At 70.8% G+C, this 16,612-nt stretch carries 14 protein-coding genes; 7 read left to right on the top strand and 7 right to left on the bottom strand.

The genetic code is table 11. The features are described 5' to 3' along the window. Positions 1–19: 19 nt before the first annotated feature. Positions 20–1,651 (top strand): gamma-glutamyltransferase, encoded by a 1,632-nt coding sequence (locus AB0E05_RS15735; RefSeq protein WP_361963521.1) that lies wholly within the window; start codon positions 20–22, stop codon positions 1,649–1,651. Positions 1,652–1,707: 56 nt separating this feature from the next. Here AB0E05_RS15735 and AB0E05_RS15730 read toward each other — a convergent pair whose 3' ends face one another. Both AB0E05_RS15730 and AB0E05_RS15725 read right to left on the bottom strand, forming a co-directional pair. Next, the gene (locus AB0E05_RS15730) at positions 1,708–2,586 is read right to left on the bottom strand and encodes a universal stress protein (RefSeq protein ID WP_361963519.1); all 879 of its coding nucleotides are present in this window, start codon (positions 2,584–2,586) and stop codon (positions 1,708–1,710) included. A 113-nt stretch (positions 2,587–2,699) separates the two neighbouring features. After that, positions 2,700–3,716 (bottom strand): hypothetical protein, encoded by a 1,017-nt coding sequence (locus tag AB0E05_RS15725; RefSeq protein WP_361963517.1) that lies wholly within the window; start codon positions 3,714–3,716, stop codon positions 2,700–2,702. 435 nt (positions 3,717–4,151) lie between these two features. Here AB0E05_RS15725 and AB0E05_RS15720 point away from each other — a divergent pair, with 435 nt between their 5' ends. Both AB0E05_RS15720 and AB0E05_RS15715 read left to right on the top strand, forming a co-directional pair. After that, positions 4,152–5,231 (top strand): acyltransferase family protein, encoded by a 1,080-nt coding sequence (locus AB0E05_RS15720; protein WP_361963866.1) that lies wholly within the window; start codon positions 4,152–4,154, stop codon positions 5,229–5,231. A 150-nt stretch (positions 5,232–5,381) separates the two neighbouring features. Then, complete coding sequence (locus AB0E05_RS15715) at positions 5,382–6,797, top strand: TcdA/TcdB catalytic glycosyltransferase domain-containing protein (protein WP_361963515.1); 1,416 nt, start codon at positions 5,382–5,384, stop codon at positions 6,795–6,797. 56 nt (positions 6,798–6,853) lie between these two features. Here the strand turns inward: AB0E05_RS15715 and AB0E05_RS15710 are convergent, their stop codons facing one another. Further along, a complete protein-coding gene (locus AB0E05_RS15710) occupies positions 6,854–7,210 on the bottom strand; it encodes a DoxX family protein (protein WP_361963513.1) in 357 nt (118 codons plus the stop codon). Between the two features lie 201 nt (positions 7,211–7,411). Continuing rightward, entirely contained in the window at positions 7,412–8,794 is a 1,383-nt protein-coding gene (locus AB0E05_RS15705) for a carotenoid oxygenase family protein (protein ID WP_361963511.1), read from the bottom strand. A 112-nt stretch (positions 8,795–8,906) separates the two neighbouring features. Between AB0E05_RS15705 and AB0E05_RS15700 the strand changes: the two genes are divergently transcribed. Both AB0E05_RS15700 and AB0E05_RS15695 read left to right on the top strand, forming a co-directional pair. Continuing rightward, a complete protein-coding gene (locus tag AB0E05_RS15700; protein ID WP_361963509.1) occupies positions 8,907–9,503 on the top strand; it encodes a PadR family transcriptional regulator in 597 nt (198 codons plus the stop codon). Between the two features lie 135 nt (positions 9,504–9,638). Continuing rightward, positions 9,639–10,883, top strand: coding sequence for a cytochrome P450 (locus tag AB0E05_RS15695; protein WP_361963507.1), 1,245 nt, complete (start codon positions 9,639–9,641; stop codon positions 10,881–10,883). A 24-nt stretch (positions 10,884–10,907) separates the two neighbouring features. Here the strand turns inward: AB0E05_RS15695 and AB0E05_RS15690 are convergent, their stop codons facing one another. Beyond that, positions 10,908–11,090 (bottom strand): hypothetical protein, encoded by a 183-nt coding sequence (locus AB0E05_RS15690; RefSeq protein ID WP_361963505.1) that lies wholly within the window; start codon positions 11,088–11,090, stop codon positions 10,908–10,910. Positions 11,091–11,572: 482 nt separating this feature from the next. Next, on the bottom strand, positions 11,573–12,544 hold the full coding sequence (locus AB0E05_RS15685; protein WP_361963503.1) for an aldo/keto reductase: 972 nt from the start codon (positions 12,542–12,544) through the stop codon (positions 11,573–11,575). A 206-nt stretch (positions 12,545–12,750) separates the two neighbouring features. Here AB0E05_RS15685 and AB0E05_RS15680 point away from each other — a divergent pair, with 206 nt between their 5' ends. Continuing rightward, on the top strand, positions 12,751–13,380 hold the full coding sequence (locus tag AB0E05_RS15680; protein ID WP_361963501.1) for a MarR family winged helix-turn-helix transcriptional regulator: 630 nt from the start codon (positions 12,751–12,753) through the stop codon (positions 13,378–13,380). Positions 13,381–13,694: 314 nt separating this feature from the next. Here the strand turns inward: AB0E05_RS15680 and AB0E05_RS15675 are convergent, their stop codons facing one another. Next, a complete protein-coding gene (locus AB0E05_RS15675) occupies positions 13,695–15,044 on the bottom strand; it encodes a helix-turn-helix transcriptional regulator (protein WP_361963499.1) in 1,350 nt (449 codons plus the stop codon). A 190-nt stretch (positions 15,045–15,234) separates the two neighbouring features. Here AB0E05_RS15675 and ahcY point away from each other — a divergent pair, with 190 nt between their 5' ends. Beyond that, positions 15,235–16,488 (top strand): adenosylhomocysteinase, encoded by a 1,254-nt coding sequence (gene ahcY, locus AB0E05_RS15670; protein ID WP_361963497.1) that lies wholly within the window; start codon positions 15,235–15,237, stop codon positions 16,486–16,488. The last annotated feature ends 124 nt before the right edge of the window (positions 16,489–16,612 follow it).

The following is a 16,612-nucleotide window of genomic DNA, read 5'->3' as shown; positions in this document are numbered from 1 at the left end:
CCCTCAGGAAGCCACCCACATGCCCGTCGCACCTCCTTCCCCCGTACCCCCTGCGTCCCCCGGCGGGGCCGGCCCCGCTCCGTACGGACTCGCCGCCCCGCACGCCCTGGCGACCGAAGCGGGCGCCGCCGCACGGCGGGCGGGCGGCAACGCCGTGGACGCGGCCGTCGCCGCAGCCGTCGCCCTCACCGTCGTCTACCCGCACCAGTGCGCCGTCGGTGGCGACCTCGTCGCCCTCGTCGCGCTGCCCGACGGACGGGTCGTCTCCGTCAACGGCAGCGGTGCGGCAGCAGCGGCGGCCGACCCCGCGGCCGTCCCCGGCCCGCGGATGCCCGTCACCGGCCCGCTCACCGTGACCGTGCCCGGAGTCGTCGCCGGCTGGGCCACCCTCCACCGCATCGCCGGACGGCTGCCGTGGGAGCGGCTGTTCGCCGACGCGATCGACCACGCCCGCCACGGCGTGCCCACCGCACCCGGGGTCGCGACCGCCCTGCGCGCCGAAGCAGACCTGCTGACGGCCGACGAGGGAATGCGCGCGGTGTTCTTCCCCGACGGCACCCCGCTCGCCGAGGGCAGCCCGCTGCGCCAACCCGCGCTCGCCGACACCCTCGCACGGCTCGCGTCCGAGGGACCGGCCGCCCTGTACGAGGGCGAACTCGGCGCCCGGCTCGTCGCCATGCTGCGCGCCAAGGGCTCCCCGCTCACCCCCGACGACCTCGCCCGCCACGCCACCGAGACCGGCGACCCCCTGTCCGCACCGTTCCGCGGCGAGGAGTACCTGACCGCCCCGCCCAACTCGCAGGGCCTGCACCTGCTCCAGGCCCTGGGGATCGTCGAACGCCTCCCCGCCGACGCCGAACTGCTCGGCGCAGACGCGGACCTGACGGCCCGGGTGTTCGACGCGATCACCCGCGACCGCGACCGCCACCTGGCCGACCCCCGACAGGTGGACGTCCCCGTCGCCGAGCTGCTGGGCGGGGCACACCTGGACCGGCTCGCCGCCGAGGTACGCACCGCGCCGCACCGCGCCGCGTCGGAGCCCGCCGCCGTACGCCGCAACGAAGCCGCCCGGCCCAGCGGCGACACGGTCGCCGTGGTCGCCGCGGACGACGAGGGATACGCGGTGTCGCTGATCCAGAGCCTCTTCCACAGCTTCGGCTCCGGCATCCTCGACCCCGCGACCGGGATCGTGCTGCACAACCGGGGCTCCTTCTTCGACCTCGCGCCGGACTCCCCGAACCGGCTGGCGGGCGGCAAGCGCCCCGCCCACACCCTGATGCCGGTCCTGACCCGCCGCGACGGCGTCGTCACCGGCGCCCACGGCACCATGGGCGGCAAGGCCCAGCCGCAGATCCACACCCAGCTGGCGCTGCGGATCGCCGCCGGCGACGGCCCCGCCGAAGCGCTCGGCCGACCCCGCTGGGTCATCGGCGGCCTCGGTGTGGACGAGCCGGCGCAGGTGGCCTCCGTCGAGGGCGCCGTACCGCGGGACGTCGTCGCGGCGCTGACCCGGGGCGGCTACCGGGTGGCGGTCTGCGCCGAACAGGACGAACAGGTCGGCCACGGTCAACTCGTCCGCCGCACCCCGTCGGGAACCGGCTTCGACGCGGGGACGGACCCTCGCAGCGACGGCTCCGTGAGCGTGGCCTGACACCTCTCGTGGTCCGTCCGGGCACACGAACACCCGGACGGACCACCACCCGGGACTCAATCGGGCTGGTGGACGATCACCACCGGACAGGCCGCCCGGTGCAGCGCCGCGTGCGCGACGTGCCCGATGCGCCCACCGTGCCGCCTGTCCTGGTGCGAAGCGCCGATCACCAACAGGTCCGCCTCGGCCGACAGCCCCGTCAACACCCGGTGGGCAGGCCCCTCCACGGCGGTCCGCCGTACGGCCACGTCACCCCCGCCCGCCAAGGCGAGGCCCACCGCCTCGTCCAGCAAGTGAGCCGTCCGGTCCCGCTGCGAGCGCGTCGTGTCGTCCGGCACGCCCATGTGGTCCACCGGCTCCTGCGCGACCCGCCGCCACGCGTGCACCACCTGCAACTCGCACCGCCGGGCAGCCGCCTCGCGCAGGGCGTACCGCAGCGCGGGACGGGCCTGCGCGGGATCGTTCACGCCGACGACCACCCGGCGGTACAGGCCCTGCACATGGGGTTGCTCACCGCGGACCACCACCGCAGGGCAGTGGGCCCCGCCGGCGACCGTCAGGCTCACCGAGCCGAGCAGGCGCTCCGCGAGGAATCCGCGCCCCGACACGCCCGTCACCACCAGCGCGGCGCTCCGCGACTCCGCCACGAGCGCGGACCCCGCGTCCTGCGGCAGCACCACCGCCTCGACGGGCAGCCCGGGGGAGTGGGTGTGCACCCGCGCCTCCGTGGAGCCGACGATCCAGTCGGCCAGGGCCGCGTCCTCGGGCCGATCCGAACCGAAGGAGGCGGGCGCCGCACCCTCGTAGCGCTCCCAGAGGGAGGCGTACACCGCGCGCAGGGGCACCTCGCGTCGGACCGCTGCGTCCGCGGCCCAGTCGAGCGCGACCAGGGCCGCGTCCGAGCCGTCGACACCCACGACGATCGGACCGGTCACCGCTTCCACCTCGCACCTCTCGCGCCCCCCTCACGATCTTCTCTCCGAGAGGTCCACTCCGCAGCCAGAGAGCCCGTCGCGGACGGACAGTGTCCGGGTCAGCGGCGCCGACGTCACGGCGCCGGGCAGCCGTGCCGCGCCGCCGACGCCGCGGCGAAGGACGACAGGAGCTGTGCGTACACCGCGTCGGTGCGCCGGTCCACCTGCGCGGGTTCGCCGTTCGCCTGCTTGGGCGGGCTGAGCTTCACATACGCGGTGCCGAGGGCGCCGGGGCAGTCGAACAAGCGGGTGACGATGTTCGGGACGCTGCCGGGGTAGCGGCGGTCGAGGTACGTTTCCTGAAGGGCGGACGGGCCGTAGTAGGCGGACAGCCGTACGCGCTGCTCCTTCGCCAGTTCCACCTCGCACCTCTCGGTCAGCGCCCGGCCCGCGGGGCGTTCCACGACCGTCGCCGCCGCGAGGGCGCGGGCGCTGCCGGGGCCGACGACACCCTTGCAGGTGCCCACCGCTTCGGCGGCCGGTCGGTTCGTGCTACTCCGCCGGTCCACCGCGTCGGGCCGCTCCCCCGGAGTTCCCTCACAGCCGAGGCGGTCGGCGGCGCGGCGGGCGGTCTCGGTGGTGAGCCGGGCGACCTGGAGCACCTGCGCGTCGGTCAGCTCGTCGACCCTCCTCGTCGCTTCCGCCAGCACGAGGAGGCCCTTGCCGGGAAGCTGCTCGCAGTCGAGGAGGACGGCACCCTTCGGCTCCCCGTAGTGGGTGGCGACGGAGCCCTGCCAGCCGTACCCGATGGGGTTGGCACCGGCCTCTTCGGCCGCACCGCTGGCCCGGTGCGCCTCGACCGGCCTGATCTGGAGCTTGAGGGCCGAGCCCTGGTCGTCGCCCCGGGGCCGTACGGAACACCAGTCGGTGTCGTGTCCGCCCCACTGACCCGTGTTCCCCCGCGCCTCCACTTCGACGCCGCCGAAGAAGGCACGGGCCTCCTCGACGGCCAGCACGTCCCGACACGGGCCGGTGATCTCGTCCCCGGAGTCGTCCCCGTCGCCGTACGCCCAGCCGAGTCCGCCCGCGACGAGCGCGACCACCACCGCGGCCCCGATCCCCGCCACCATCCGGCTCCGTCGCCGATCCATCCGTGTACTACCCCCGTTGGCGCCTTCGTGTCCGGCCCGGCTCCATCCACCCGACCGGAGTGGGGAGACCGTGCGTCCGGCACGCGCCACCCCACCGCACCATCTTGGAACAACACCCCTGGTCCGGGCATTGCCGCAGCCCGGCAGTCTCGACGGCACCCACCATGCCGACGCCCTGCCGTCGGCCGGCGGCCTCCGCGGCACCCGCACTCGGCGGTCGCCGAGAAGGCGGAAACGTACCTGCTACGGTGGCCGAACGAGGCCCCGGATCGCACTCTTCGTGCGGTTGGTCCGGCGTGAAGCCCTGTCCGACGTCCCGCACGTCGACTGCCGCGCCTCGATCGACCGGGTCTCGCGTGCCCTGCACCCACACGCGAAGGATTTGTCTTGCCGCAGGAGCAGAACGCCGTCCTCGGACCGCCCGATCTGCACACGGTGACGAGACGTCAGGCCGCACCGGCCGAGGAAAGAGATGCCTTCCTGGACAATGCCAAGTACCTGCTGATCGTTTTGGTGGCGGTCGCACACGCCTGGGAGGTCGTGGAGACCACCCGGGCGACCACAGCGCTGTACGTCCTCGTCTACGCGTTCCACATGCCGGCGTTCATCATCCTCTCCGGCTACCTCTCGCGCAGCTTCGCCGGACGGCCGCGTCAACTGAGACGCCTCGTCTCCGGCATCGTGGTGCCGTACGTGGTCTTCGAGGTGGCGTACTCGCTGTTCAAACGGTATGCGGGAGACGCTCCGGACCATCCGATCAGCCTCCTCGACCCGTGGTTCCTGACCTGGTTCCTGGGCGCGCTGTTCATCTGGCGCGTCACGACCCCGCTGTGGCAGTGGCTACGACAACCCCTGCCGCTCGCCCTGGCCGTCGCCGCGCTGGCCTCGGCCTCGCCGGCCATCGGGGAGGACCTCAACCTCCAACGCGTCCTGCAGTTCCTGCCCTACTTCGTCCTCGGGCTGTGCTTGAAGCCGAAGCACCTGGCGCTCGTACGCCACCGCAACGCCCGGCTGCTGGCCGTACCGGTGTTCGCCGTCGCCGGCGTCCTCGCGTACGGGGTGGCCACCCGCGTGGAGACCGGCTGGGTCTTCCGCAACAGCAGCGCCCAGGAACTCGGCGCGGCGTGGTGGGTCGGCCCGCTGATGACGGTCGCCCTGTTCGGCGGCGCCCTGCTGCTGACGGTCGCCTTCCTGGCCCTGGTCCCGAAGCGCCGCACGTGGTTCACGGCCCTGGGCGCCGGCACGATCTGCGGCTACCTGCTGCACGGCTTCCTCATCAAGGGCGCCGAGTACGCGGGCCTCTTCGAGCGCGTCGGCTGGCTGCACGACCCCCTGGGCAAGGTCGTGCTCTCCGTCGCCGTCGCGATCGCCGTCACCTTGATGTGCACCCCGCTGGTCCGCCGCGTGCTCAAACCGGTGACCGAGCCAGACCTGTCCTGGGCCTTCCACAAGGAGCCGGCCCGTGAGCGGGTACCGACCGCGGTGTCCGTCGCCCGGGCGGGGACGCGGTCGTGACGCGTGGGGTTCGTGCGTTCGGGCAACTCGCTTGCCCGAACGCACGGCTTCGCCGGGTGACGTGTCTGCCCCGATGGTGACGTCACGAGTCCGTGCGGTGGCGTAAACAGGTGGGTGGCACCCCTCTCCCGGCGCGAAGGAGCGTTCCGCGTGCGTCCGCACGACAGACAGCAAGCTCAGGTCGACCGAACGGCGTCGGGGCCACCCCGTGTCCGTCGCTCCGTCGGTCTGAACCCTGACTGGCTGAGGCACCTCCAGCGCACTGCTTCCGCGGGCGGAGTTGCCGACCAAGGGCGCGTGCAACGGGCGTCCCTGGAGCAGGCCCCGACACGGAACCCCGCGGAGCAGGCGACGGAAGCGGCGACGGAAGAGCCGGCCAGCGGCATCGCACTCCGCATGCACGACCATGAAGGAGTCGAGCTACGCGCGGACGACGAAGACCAACTCGCCGGTTACGTGCGCCACCTGGCGGCCACGGGCCGCGCGGACGTCTTCCGCCTGCTGCGCGGCCGTCTGCGGCGCAAGGGTTTCGCGACCCAGGCCGACCACGTCCAACACGTGTGGGACCGGGCCGATCACGCCGAGTCGGAGAGCTCGGTCCGCGTACCGCGGGTGCTGCACTTCATCTGGCTCGGCGACAAGCCGGGCGACGGTGTCGTGGACAACCTCAAGGCGTGGAAGGACAGGGCCGAGGGCAGCGACTGGACGCTTAACCTGTGGACCGACACGAGCGGTCCCGCGCTCGCTGAACTACAGAAGACCTTCGGGGACCGTCTGAAGATCCACTCCGACAGTGACAGGCTCGTCGAGGAGGGCGCGGGCGAGAAGAATTTCGAGTGGTACCTGGAAGCCAAGGTTAAGAAGGCGTACAACCTGGCCTCCGACATCCTGCGCTACACGGTGCTGAAGAAGTACGGCGGCGTGTACATGGACGTCGACATCGCGCCCGGCGCCGTACGGCTCGCGTCAGCGCCCGAAATGAAGATGCACGGCGACGAAGTCCCGCTCTTCGCCCCGCGCCTGCGGGACAAGGGCAGCGTGCACACCGCGCTGGGTCACGAGGGCAAGAAGAGGAAGAAGAAGTTGACCCAGGCGGACCTCGTCGAAGCGGCCGATGTCCGTTACGGCGCGGGACTCCTGAACAACAACTTCATCGTTTCACCCGAGTCGGCCTTCATGGACGAGCTGCTCAAGGCCCTGCCGGACCGTCGCACCGACATGAAGCACGAATACACCGAAGACGTCATGGCGAACATGCTGTCGGTGCTGGCTCCCAAAGCGACGGGGCCCGATGTCGTTGAGAAGGTGATGGAAAAGTTCACCGCCGGGCATCACGGCGTCGTGAAGCGCGAGACCTCCGAAGGAACAAGGGAAGGGGTCATCCCAGGGGCGCACATCGACAGGGAGGAGTTCCGCAGCCTGTTCGATCCGGAGATCCTGGAATTCTGGAAGGAGCTGGAATGGGTGACGCCCGAGAGCGAGAACCAGCTCGACGGCAAGGAGAAATCCAGTAGTTCCTTCCGGACCAAGATCAACAAGTTCCTACGGAAGAAGGACAAGAAGTGAGACCCGGCTGCCGTCCCCCGGGGCCGGCAGCCGACGGTGCTGGTCGCCCCCGCCGTTCACCACGGGCCGTGGTGGAGCAGGCCCAGGGTCAGGGCGGCCACCGCGGTGATCAGGAAGACGATCCCGCCCACGATGTCGCGCGAGCCCACCCGTAGGTGGGCGACGATCGCGCCGATGAAGTACAGCACGAGGCCGGCCGCCGCGAGGGTCCCCAGCAGCGGTACGGCGAGCCCGGCCAACAGCCCCACCGTGCCCGCCGCCAACAACGCACCCAGGACCGGTACGTACTTCCGGGGGATGCCCTTCATGTCCGCCTGGGACTTGGGGTATTCATGGCCGATCAGGTACGTGACGGCCGCGGCGCCGTTGAAGAGCGCGCCAAGGACGGTGACCGTGACGAAGGCGGTGAACACGTCTCTCCGATCAGTGGAGGCAAAGCAGGACGGTGTCCCGTTCCGAGGCCGTGCGCACCATCGACGCATCGATCCCGGCGAGGCCGGGTGCGCCTTCCGTGCGCGCTGATCGTATAGCTCGCCTTCGCTTGGTCACACGGCCTGCGCGGAAAACGAGTTCATCACGCGGTGCTGACCGTGCAGAGGCAAGGCCCCGGCGGCTTACGCGCCGACCTCGTCGTCCGAGACCCAGTTGCCGTGGAAGCCGAAGGGGACGCGGCGCGGCAGGTGCACCCGGGCGAGCGGGGCGGCCTCGACGTCGGCGGCGTCGAGCACGACCAACTCGCTGCGGTCGGTGGCGCCGTCGTAGACCACCGAGAGGATCCAGCCGTCCTCCTCCGCTTCGGCGCCCGGCCGCGCCACGAACGCCGGCTCCTGCGTCACCCGTCCGGCTCCGAAGTGGTGGACCGTGGTCTCGCCGGTCGTCGTGTCGAACTTGACCAGCGGACCGGGTTCGAAGCTGCCGCCGCGGTCGCGGTTGACGTCGTCGGACAGACGCAGGCCCTCGGGGCCCACTCCGCCGAACCAGCCGTAGCGGTGGGCGTGCCCGACCCGGTCCCGATTGATCCGCGGCCACTCCATGCCGTAATCGGACATGATCTGCTCGGAGACGGTGCCGCGGCCCGGGGCGACGGTCCACCGGGCCAGGGTGGGCGGGCAGTCGGTGGGACCGTTGAACGCGTTGCGGAACACCGTGTCGTAGCGGACGACGTCCATGACGATCGAGCCGTCCGGGGCGTCGTACGCGTTGAGGACGTGGAACACGTAAGCGCGCGGCGCGTCGAACCACCTGAGCTGATCCGCGGTGCCGCCGCGCGGCAGCACCCCCACCCGCGACGGATGCTCCTCGTTCCAGCGCATCGACAGCGCGTCGCCGCTCTGCGGGGTGCCCGCCATCAGGCGACCCACGGCCTCCGTCGACAGCGTCACCGGAAGGTCGAGCACCACGACCCGCGTCGCGGTCATCGCCATGTCGTGGACCATGGGCACCCCGGACACGGGCAGCTCGGCGGTGTGCGTCGCCTTCCCGGTCGCGTCCAGGACGTCGTAGCGCAGGTGCTCCGCTCCGGGCCTGAGCAGATAGCTGATGGAGTGCATCTCGCCGGTGACCGGATCGATCTTCGGATGGGCGGTGAAGCCGGCGCGCAACGCTCCGTCAGCGTCCCAGGTCGCCATCCGGTTCAGGTCGGGGGAGATCGACACCGGCGCCCCGCCGCCCTCGACGAGGGCGAGCAGCCGGCCGCCCTGGGCGAGGACGTTGGTGTTGGGCGAGTTCTCGGGAACGTCGCTGCGGACGAACCGGTTGCGGTACCACTCGGCCCGCCCGTCGCGCAGGCGGACGCCGTGCACCATGCCCTGCCCGATGAACCAGTGGTGACCCGCGCCGGTTTCGACGCTCCCCTGCGGATTGGGCCCGATCCGCAGGTAGCGGCCGTTCAGCTCGCGGGGCAGGGCCCCGGTCACCGGCAGGTCGTCGACGCTCAACTCGTCGGGAATGGGGGCGAAGTTGCCTTCCAGGTAGGGATTGCCGATTGCAGTGGCCATCGTTGACTCCGATCCTCGGACGGGAACGTGCAGCCTGTACGGTTCTCGATGTTCCGACGTCGGAATCGGGTGCGCAACGCCGAGGTTCAGACCGTCCAGACCGGGAGATGTCATGCCAGCCTTCTCCGCCAGCGCCTACGTCGTGCTCGGCCTCCTCGACCAGTTGGGCTCCGCCACCCCGTACGCGCTCGATCGGGAGATCCAGCAGAGCGTCGGGCACTTCTGGGCCTTCCCCCGGTCCCAGATCTACGCGGAGGCCGCCCGGCTCGTCCGCCGCGGGCTCGTCACCGAGGAACGGGAGGGAGCCGGCCGCCGGCGGCGAACGCTGACGCTGACCCAGGCCGGGCGGGACACGCTCGCCGCCTGGCTCACCGACCCGGCCGACCACGTCACGGACGTCCGGGACGAGGGCCTGCTGCGGCTCTTCTTCCAGCAGGACGGGGGGCCCGGCACGGCTCAGGTGCATCGACTCGCCGTGGCACAACTGGAGGCGCACCGCCGCAAGCTCGCCGAGTACGAAACGATCCTCGCGTCGGCCTCCACCGCGGACCCGGCCGAACCCGCCACCGCCAGGGCAGGCCTGAGGTTCGACCCGCCGCAGGCAGCCACCCTGGCCTTCGGGCTGCGGTTCGAGGAACTGGCCGTGGCCTACTGGACCGAGATCGCCGAGCACGGCGCGAGCGGCGTGGATCCACGCCCACGGGAGTGACCGACGCCGACGGGCCGAACGATCCGTTGACGACTCTCCGACGGCCCTCTACAACGGAGGCAGAGCCCGCAGACCGCACTCTGCCCCCGTGCCGGCCACCAGAGCCCGGCACGAGAGACTCTGAGGAGCGATGCCATGACTCCTGATGACAACCGCGGCTGCCCCGTGTTGGACATGAGTGCCCGTGCTCTGCACCAGCAGAACGCGGACCTGCGCTCCGCAGGGCCGGCTGTGCGGGTCGAGCTTCCCGACGGAGTCATCGCCTGGTCGGTGACCCGCAGTTCGGTGATCCGTGCGCTTACCTCAGACCCGAGGGTCTCCCGTGACCCGTACCGGCACTGGCCCGGCCTGGCGGCGGTCCCCGAGGGCTGGCCGCTGGGGGCCATCCCCCTCGGCTACAGCTTCCTCAACCGCTACGGCGAGCAGCACCGGTCGGGACGTCGGCAGATGGCGCCCGCCTTTTCGCCCCGCCGGGTGGCAGCGCTGCGGCCCGGGATCGAGGCGACGACGGCTGCCCTCGTGGCCGGGCTGCGCTCACTCGACCCCGGCGAGTCCGTGGATGTCCGCCAGGCCCTGTCCAGGCCTCTGACCACGACGGTGATCTGCGACCTCTTCGGCGTGCCCGTTGACATGCGGCACCGGGTCACCGCGCCCATGGACGCCCTGCTGATGACCACGGCAACCACCGAGCGGATGACGGCCTCACGGGCGGCCCTTGACGCCGTCCTCACCGAGTTACTGGAGCTCAAGCGAAGCGACCCGGGGTCCGACCTCGCCACCGATGTGGCCGTCACCCGGGGCGAGGACGGAGCCGGCCCCACAGATCAAGAGTGCCGGGACATCCTCTACCTGATGCTCAGTGCCGGTTACGAGACCGCCGTCAACCTCATCACCAGCGCCATCCAGGCGCTCCTCACTCACCCCCATCACCTGGTCGCCGTCCTCGCTGGTTCCCTGAGCTGGGAGGACGTCATCGAAGAGACCTTGCGTCATGAATGCCCGGTGATGCACTTGCCCCTGCGCTACCCGCTGACGGACATCGACCTCGGCGACGGCGTGGTCATCCGGCGCGGCGAGCCGATCCTGCTGGGTTTCGGCGCAGCAGGGCGCGATCCGGAGGTCCATCCGGACCGGCCCGACGACTTCGATCCGACGCGCCACAGCAAGGAGCACCTGGCCTTCGGCCACGGCCCGCACTTCTGCCTCGGCGCGCCCCTGGCCCGGCTGGAGGCCGAAGCGGCCTTGAAGGGTCTGTTCGGCGCCTACCCCGACGCCGTGTTGGCCCCGTCTCACCCGCCACCACCCCGGCTGGAGTCCGTCATCGTCAACGGCCCGTCCGAGCTGTGGATCGTCCCGTCGCCCGTGTCAAGTTCCAGCTGAAGATCGACGAAGCCGACGGTCAGGTCAGGAAGACCGGGGAGTTCTCGCCCGCACGCGGTAGTCGCGTCGGGGCCGTTCGAGGCGAATCGATTCCACCACGGTGTACGCGTGGTACTTGGTCTGGGTGGTGGCTCCGGCCAGCCGTTCCCAGATGTGCGAACGAGCCTCGTACCAGCCGGAAATGTTCTGCGAGGCGTCGCAGTGCATGAATGTGACGCTTCCAGGGCTTACGATGTCCACGGCAGTGAGCACCTTCTGCTGCGGTGCGTAGATGAAGATGTTGCCAGGACAGTGGTTCTCTCCCTTTTAGGAGAGCTGCAGGCTCACTCCACCCACTTCGAGAACGAATTCGTCGTCAAATGTCTTCGTCGGCAGGGGGCACTTCGGGTCGGGAAAGCGCTCCAGGAGTTCCTTGGTTATGCGGTGGGTGATGATCTCGACGTCGGGACCGAAAACGGAGGCCGCGCCGATGTGATCGGCTTGACGCGGTGTTGATATCGGCGAAGTGGTGGAAGGACAGCAGCCGGTCGATGCCGACGCGAATCACACTGTCTGACATGAAGTTGGTGTTCCGTTTCTTCAGGTGCGCCATGAATGAGTCGGGATTCCGCGGCTTGCCGTCGGTCGGCCGGGCCTGAGGTGCTGACCTGGCGGATCGCGTGGGGCGAATCGCTCGGTTCGCATCTTTCTCACTGGTCGATGGCGGCCATGTCGGGCTCGGCGTGGCGTGCGCCGGACGCCGGTGTCAGGTTGTTCAGACGGGTGATCTGGTCCGGGGTGAGTCGGATCCCGTCGGCGGCGCTGTTCTCTTCGAGCCGATCGATACGTTTCGTCCCCGGAATGGGCGCGATGCCCTCTCCCTGTGCGAGCAGCCAGGCCAGAGCGACCTGCGCGGGTGTGGCGTCGATGCCGTCGGCGATCTCGCGTACCTGGTCGACGATGCGCAGGTTGCGCGTGAGGTTGTCGCCGGTGAACCGAGGACTGGTGCGACGCCAGTCGGTGGTGTCCAGGCCGTCCAGGGTGCGGATGTCACCGGCGAGAAAGCCGTGTCCGAGCGGGGAGTAGGGGACCAGACCGATGTCGAGCTCACGCAACGTGGGCAGCACTTCGGCCTCGGGGTCTCGTGTCCACAGCGAGTACTCGGTCTGGACGGCGGTCACTGGGTGGACCGCATGGGCCCGGCGGATCGTCGCCGCGGCGGCCTCCGACAGACCGATGTGGAGGACCTTGCCCGCATCCACCAACTCGCTCAATGCCCCCACCGTCTCCTCGATGGCCGTGCCGGGGTCGACCCGGTGCTGGTAGTAGAGGTCGATGCGGTCGGTTCCGAGCCGACGCAGTGAGCCGTCGACAGCTGTACGAATGCTGGCGGGGCCGCTGTCCGGGCCCGGTCGGCCGGTGTGGGAGACGAGGCCGAACTTGGTGGCGAGAACGACCTCGTCCCGGCGGCCCCTGACGGCGCGGCCCACCAGTTCCTCGTTGACGTAAGGCCCGTACACCTCAGCGGTGTCCAGATGCGTGACACCGAGGTCCAGGGCGCGCTGAATGGTGCGGATCGACCCGGTGTCGTCCCGACCGGCGCCGGTGTAGAACGCAGACATGCCCATGGCACCCAGGCCGATGCGCGGGACGTCGAGCCCGCCAAGCGACGTGAGTCGCATCCGGTTGTCCTTTCCTGGATCTGATCGCCGGCACCGCGCTTCGGCGCTGAGGGCCGGCCTCGGCGCCGCGGAAGGCTGGGTGACGCGGTTGATGACGCACGGCGTCGCCGTCGGTTGCGCGCTCTGGTGACTGCGTCACGAACTTGACGCTTCAATATCTACCCGCTCAAACTTGACGCGTCAATAAGGGGGAGTAGTGTGGCCTCATGGCAAGCACCGCAGCTGACGCGAACAGACAACGCCGACAGCGTCCGCGAAACGGGTCGACATCCGAGGCGACGACGCCTGCCGAAAGGGAATCCAGCTCGGGGGAGCCCACTGGTCAGGTTGCCGAAACGCGATGGTTGAACGGCGACGAGCGGGCAGCATGGCTGGCCAACTCAGCGATCATGATCAGCCTGCCGGCCGCCCTGGACGCGCGGATGCAGCGCGAGTCCCAGCTGACCTTCTTCGAGTACATGGTGCTCTCGGTCCTGTCCGAACAGCCCGCGCACACCCTGCAGATGAGCGATCTGGCCGCGCGAACGGCGGCGTCGCTGTCGCGACTGTCGCATGTCGTCGGACGGCTGGAGAAGCGGGAACTGCTCACACGGGCCCGGATTCCCGGCTCCGGCAGACGCACCAACGCGATGCTGACCGAGACCGGCTACGAAGCGGTCGTGGCGGCAGCGCCGGGACACGTCGCAGCGGTCCGTGAGTACCTGGTGGACGAGCTCAAGCCCGAAGAGCTGGCAATGCTGCGCCGCATCGGCGCGGCAGTCGACGCCGCCATCAAGCGCGGGCAACCCGGCGTCGGTTCCCGGACGTCGGCTCCGACGGCAACGTCGACGTCGTAGTCGCACGGGCGCACACCCCCACCGACCCGTCTCGTGGCACTAGCTGGTCCAGCACGCACTCACCTTGGCATCGGCTCACAGGGCCATGAACTGCACGGCGTGGGCCTGCCGGCTTCCCCCTTCCCGTGTGCCGTCCGCCTGCGCCCGGCCGGCCTTCCACGCGAACCGGCCCGTGATCACACCCCCGACAACGGCGTTGGTTCCGGCCCAACCCGCACCGAGACGGCTTCGACTGCGCCGTGGACGAGCGGCTGCCCGAGTTCGCCGCGCGCCCGCTGGACGACGACGTCACCGGGACGGTGATCACTTGACGGTCAGACGAGCCGCGAGGTGTCACGGGGCCGGGCGAGCCGATGGGCGAGCCGGCGTACGGCCCGGTCGCTGTAGGCGGAGCGGATCGTGGCGCTCAGGCAGTGGGCGCGACGGGAGAGTGCCGCCGCGGCCCCGTGCTCGCGCCGGCTCAGGTGGCCGTGGGCGAGCCAGACCGTGTAAAGCACCGTTTCCCGCACCCGGCGCGGGTCGCAGCCGGCGAGTGCGGTGCTGATCCGCTGGTTTCCGTACTGCGGCCGTCCGAGGGCGATGTCGAGGCGACCCGCGATGATCTCCATCTCGTCGGGGGTGAGCCAGTATGTCCAGGCGGGGTCCGGGTCGGCGCCCTCGCGGCGGGCCGCGTAGGCGTCCCGGGCGCGACGGACGGCCTCGTCGGCCTGCTCGCGCTCCCCGACGACGGTGTGGGCCCAGGCTGCGCGGGCGAAGAGCAGCGCGCGGACCGTGGGGGTCGCGTCCGGGACGGTGCGCCCCAGGGCATCCAGGCGGGCAAGCGCCGAGCGGGTGAGGGTGACGGCGTCGCGGCCCAGGCCGTGCTCGGCAAAGTGGTGGCCGAGGCTGGAGACCAACTGCGCGCCCAGGACGGGGGCGTTTGCCGCGTGCGCGGCTTTGATGCCCTGGAGGTGGTAGTGCTCGCAGGCGGGCGCGTCGCCCGCGTCCGCGGCCGACCACCCGGCGAGCTGGCACATCTCGGCGAGGATCCGCAGCAGATCACGGCCGACCTCCGCGGTGTGGGCGGTCGTGCGCAGCAAACCTGCGGTACGGGCGAGTTCGTCGCGGACGGCCGGGTACAGGTCCCCGCCCGCAACGGTGTCGTCCGCCTGGTGGAGGTAGCGCAGCCGTGCGCGGACGCCTTCCACCTCCGGGGCACCGATACGGCGGGACGGCCCGTGCGAGCGGTGGACGTGGCCCGGTGGTGGCGGAGTGATCAGCCACTGGTGTACCACGCGCACGGCATGCTCTCGGGCGCCCCCTGCCCTGACCGGCCCGGAGTCCGCGACCGCGGCATCCGAGCGGGCGCCGAGGCCCGCAGCCAGTGCCCCGCGCTCCGCCGCTCCCCAGATGTCCTTGATCAGATCTGGAGTGCTCTGCCCGTCGGCGAACGCGGCGGCCGGGGCCGGGGGAGAGGGCGGGGGCGAGCCCAGGAGGTCGGCGAGGTCGTCCAGGGTGAGGGCGAGTTCGTCCGCCAACGCCCGGCGGACACCGGGCGACGGAACGGATACTCCCCGCTCCCACCGGGCGACGCTGGAGACGTCGACCCGGAGGTGCTGCGCGAGCGACTCCTGGGTGTGGCCACGGCTGCGGCGCCGGCGCGCAAGGGCGGAGGAAGGCGGCATGGCCGCAGCCTAACGCCGCACCCGGCGTCGACCGGGCTGGCCGTCCCTGCGAATGACCGCGGGTGACACCCCGGTGCGGGTCCGTGCCGGGTGACGGGCAGATGCCGGGTTTCCTCCCTGGTCCGCAGCGGTCCGAACCGATGGACTCAGTGCCGTTCACCCGTTCCGTACTTCCTGTGAGGAGCCCCCCATGCCGCTGCTGCGTGATCCTGCGCTCGCCGACGAGGGTGCCAGCAAGATCGACTTCGCGTACCGTCGGATGCCGGTGCTGCGGGCACTGGCCGAGCGGTGGGCGAAGGAGAAGCCGCTGGCCGGTTCACGGATCTCCGCCTGCCTGCATGTGACGACCGAGACGGCCAACCTGTGCCGCGCCCTGGTGGCCGGGGGCGCGCAGGTCGCGCTGTGCGCCTCGAACCCGCTGTCGACGAAGGACGACGTGGCCGCGGCCATCCAGCGCGACCTGGGCGCCGAGGTGTTCGCAGTGCACGGCTGCGACCGTGACACCTACTACCGTCAGATGGCCGGGGCCCTCGACATCCGCCCGACGCTGGTCGTGGACGACGGCGCCGACCTGACCGCGACCATCCACGAGGAACGCCCCGAACTGCTGGCGGACATCGTCGGCGGCACCGAGATCACCTCGACCGGGGTGGTCCGGATGCGGAACATGGCCGCCGACGGTGTGCTGCGCTACCCCGTGCTGCCCACCAACGACGCCCTGACCAAGCATCTGTTCGACAATCGCTTCGGCACCGGGCAGAACACCGTCGACGGCCTGCTGCGGGCCACGAACATGCTGCTGGCGGGCGCGACGGTGGTGGTGGCCGGGTACGGCTGGTGCGGCCGTGGCGTGGCAGCCCGGGCCCGCGGCATGGGCGCAGAGGTCGTGGTCACCGAGATCTCGCCGGTCCGGGCGCTGGAGGCGCGGCTGGAGGGGATGCGGGTGCTCCCGATGGAGCAGGCGGCGCCGTTGGCCGATGTGGTCATCACCACGACCGGCAACCGTGACGTCGTCACCGTCGCCCACATGCGCCGTATGAAGGACGGCGTGGTCGTCGCCAACTCCGGCCACTTCGACCTGGAGATCGACGTCGACGGCCTGACCGAGGCGGCCATCCACCGCCAGTACGTGCGCGAGCACTGCGTCGCCTACACGCTTGTGGAGGGGCATCGAGTCCTGCTGCTGGCCGAGGGGCGGCTGCTGGGCCAGGCCGCTGCGGAGGCCCATCCCGCCGAGGTGATGGACATGACGTTCGCGACCCAGGCCCTGGCGGTCCATCACCTGGCCCGGTACGCATCGGACCTCTCCTCCGAGGTCCATCCCATTCCCCGGGCGATCGAGGACGAGGTCGCGTCCGCGAAACTCGACGCGTACGGCATCACCCTCGACGAACTGAGCCCGCGCCAGCGCGACTACCTCGGCTCCTGGCGCGTCGGCACCTGATGTACGCCCACGACGAGAACATCACGCACGTCCTGCGCCACGAAGCGCTCTGACGTATCCCCGGTAAAGCCGGGAGGAACTCGGAGGTGTGTTCCTGGGTCCGATGACTTACTGCGCCCCGAAA

The organism is Streptomyces sp. NPDC048057, from assembly GCF_040653095.1.
In the GTDB taxonomy this organism is placed as follows: domain Bacteria; phylum Actinomycetota; class Actinomycetes; order Streptomycetales; family Streptomycetaceae; genus Streptomyces.
The sequence above is the reverse complement of the archived record's forward strand: the minus strand, read 5'-3'. Positions and strand labels throughout refer to the sequence as shown.

Bases quoted from the DNA above. Each gene is read 5' to 3' on its own strand.
- AB0E05_RS15735 (WP_361963521.1), top strand. From the start codon at position 20: ATGCCCGTCGCACCTCCTTCCCCCGTACCCCCTGCGTCCCCCGGCGGG.
- AB0E05_RS15725 (WP_361963517.1), bottom strand. From the start codon at position 3,716: ATGGATCGGCGACGGAGCCGGATGGTGGCGGGGATCGGGGCCGCGGTG.
- AB0E05_RS15705 (WP_361963511.1), bottom strand. From the start codon at position 8,794: ATGGCCACTGCAATCGGCAATCCCTACCTGGAAGGCAACTTCGCCCCC.
- AB0E05_RS15700 (WP_361963509.1), top strand. From the start codon at position 8,907: ATGCCAGCCTTCTCCGCCAGCGCCTACGTCGTGCTCGGCCTCCTCGAC.
- AB0E05_RS15695 (WP_361963507.1), top strand. From the start codon at position 9,639: ATGACTCCTGATGACAACCGCGGCTGCCCCGTGTTGGACATGAGTGCC.
- AB0E05_RS15690 (WP_361963505.1), bottom strand. From the start codon at position 11,090: ATGCACTGCGACGCCTCGCAGAACATTTCCGGCTGGTACGAGGCTCGT.
- AB0E05_RS15685 (WP_361963503.1), bottom strand. From the start codon at position 12,544: ATGCGACTCACGTCGCTTGGCGGGCTCGACGTCCCGCGCATCGGCCTG.
- AB0E05_RS15680 (WP_361963501.1), top strand. From the start codon at position 12,751: ATGGCAAGCACCGCAGCTGACGCGAACAGACAACGCCGACAGCGTCCG.
- AB0E05_RS15675 (WP_361963499.1), bottom strand. From the start codon at position 15,044: ATGCCGCCTTCCTCCGCCCTTGCGCGCCGGCGCCGCAGCCGTGGCCAC.
- ahcY (WP_361963497.1), top strand. From the start codon at position 15,235: ATGCCGCTGCTGCGTGATCCTGCGCTCGCCGACGAGGGTGCCAGCAAG.